1 protein-coding gene is annotated in these 997 nt (G+C 38.5%); it reads right to left on the reverse strand.

Features of this window, described 5'->3' with window-relative positions:
- Positions 1-83: 83 nt before the first annotated feature.
- Positions 84-857: a YggN family protein gene (locus GQR46_RS20090; RefSeq protein ID WP_007581974.1), complete on the reverse strand. Its 774-nt coding sequence runs from the start codon at positions 855-857 to the stop codon at positions 84-86.
- Between the last annotated feature and the right edge of the window lie 140 nt (positions 858-997).

A 997-nucleotide genomic window follows, 5' to 3' on the forward strand; every position in this document is an offset into this window, starting at 1 on the left:
ATCAATCATTTAATCAATCATAAAGCAAAACACCGAGTATGTTCATACTCGGTGTTATTTTATTCTAAAAACGAATACGTACTCTAAGACTTTATTTGCACTAAATCGTAATCGGCCATACCAGGTACTATTGCTTGTAAGCGAGATTCGGTTACATCGAGTGCGTTTAAACATTCGCAATACTCAGAAGCTTTAAGCTCTAATTGATGCGCCTTTTTTTGTAGCGACTTATCAATTTCTCTTGAGATAATATCCATGCGTTGGCCCATGTCGTTAATACGATCTTCTATATTACCTTCGCGCGATTTAAACGCATCTCCGAGTGATACCAAAATAGCACCTAACGATCCATGCACTGCAGAGTGAATTTGCTGGCTGATCTCTTTAGTAAAAAAATCATCTATTTGCGAAAGTGATTGAGGGGCTATAAAAAAGAAGTCATCGCCGCGCTTAAACTTATCCATTAGCGCGCGCTCTACATACTTTAGTTGTGTTTTTAGTACTTCAGGCTCTTTATCTGACATACCTTCAACTACGTGTTCAATAGCGCTTAAACCTAAGTTAACACCATCGGTAGCAAGGTTTACTAATTCGGGGACTGTGTGGCGAATACCATTACTAAACTGTTCGAGTACTTTGCTTTCGTCATCGCTTAAATCAACCCAATAACCGCGAATAAATAGTTGGTTATTGTTATTAATTTGTACACGAGTCTGGCCTTTATCTAATATGCGAATTGCATCGTCAGTGATAATTAAACCATGACGTAATTCAACATCGCATTGGGCTTGAGCAAAGACACTGCTGCTTGAGAGCGCTATGGACAACGCCAATATCGAACGAGATAGAAACGCCATAAACACCTCAAAAAGACTAAAATGGAAGGCGAGTAGGTTAACAAAAAAACAACTTTATGCAAGGGAAAATAAACCTATCAACTATCTCAAACAATAGCTGTATAGAGCGCAGCTTGAGTTTTTAGATACGGCTATGTTGA

The sequence above is a fragment of the Pseudoalteromonas sp. Z1A6 genome, assembly GCF_011378745.1.
Classification (GTDB): Bacteria; Pseudomonadota; Gammaproteobacteria; order Enterobacterales; family Alteromonadaceae; genus Pseudoalteromonas; species Pseudoalteromonas arctica.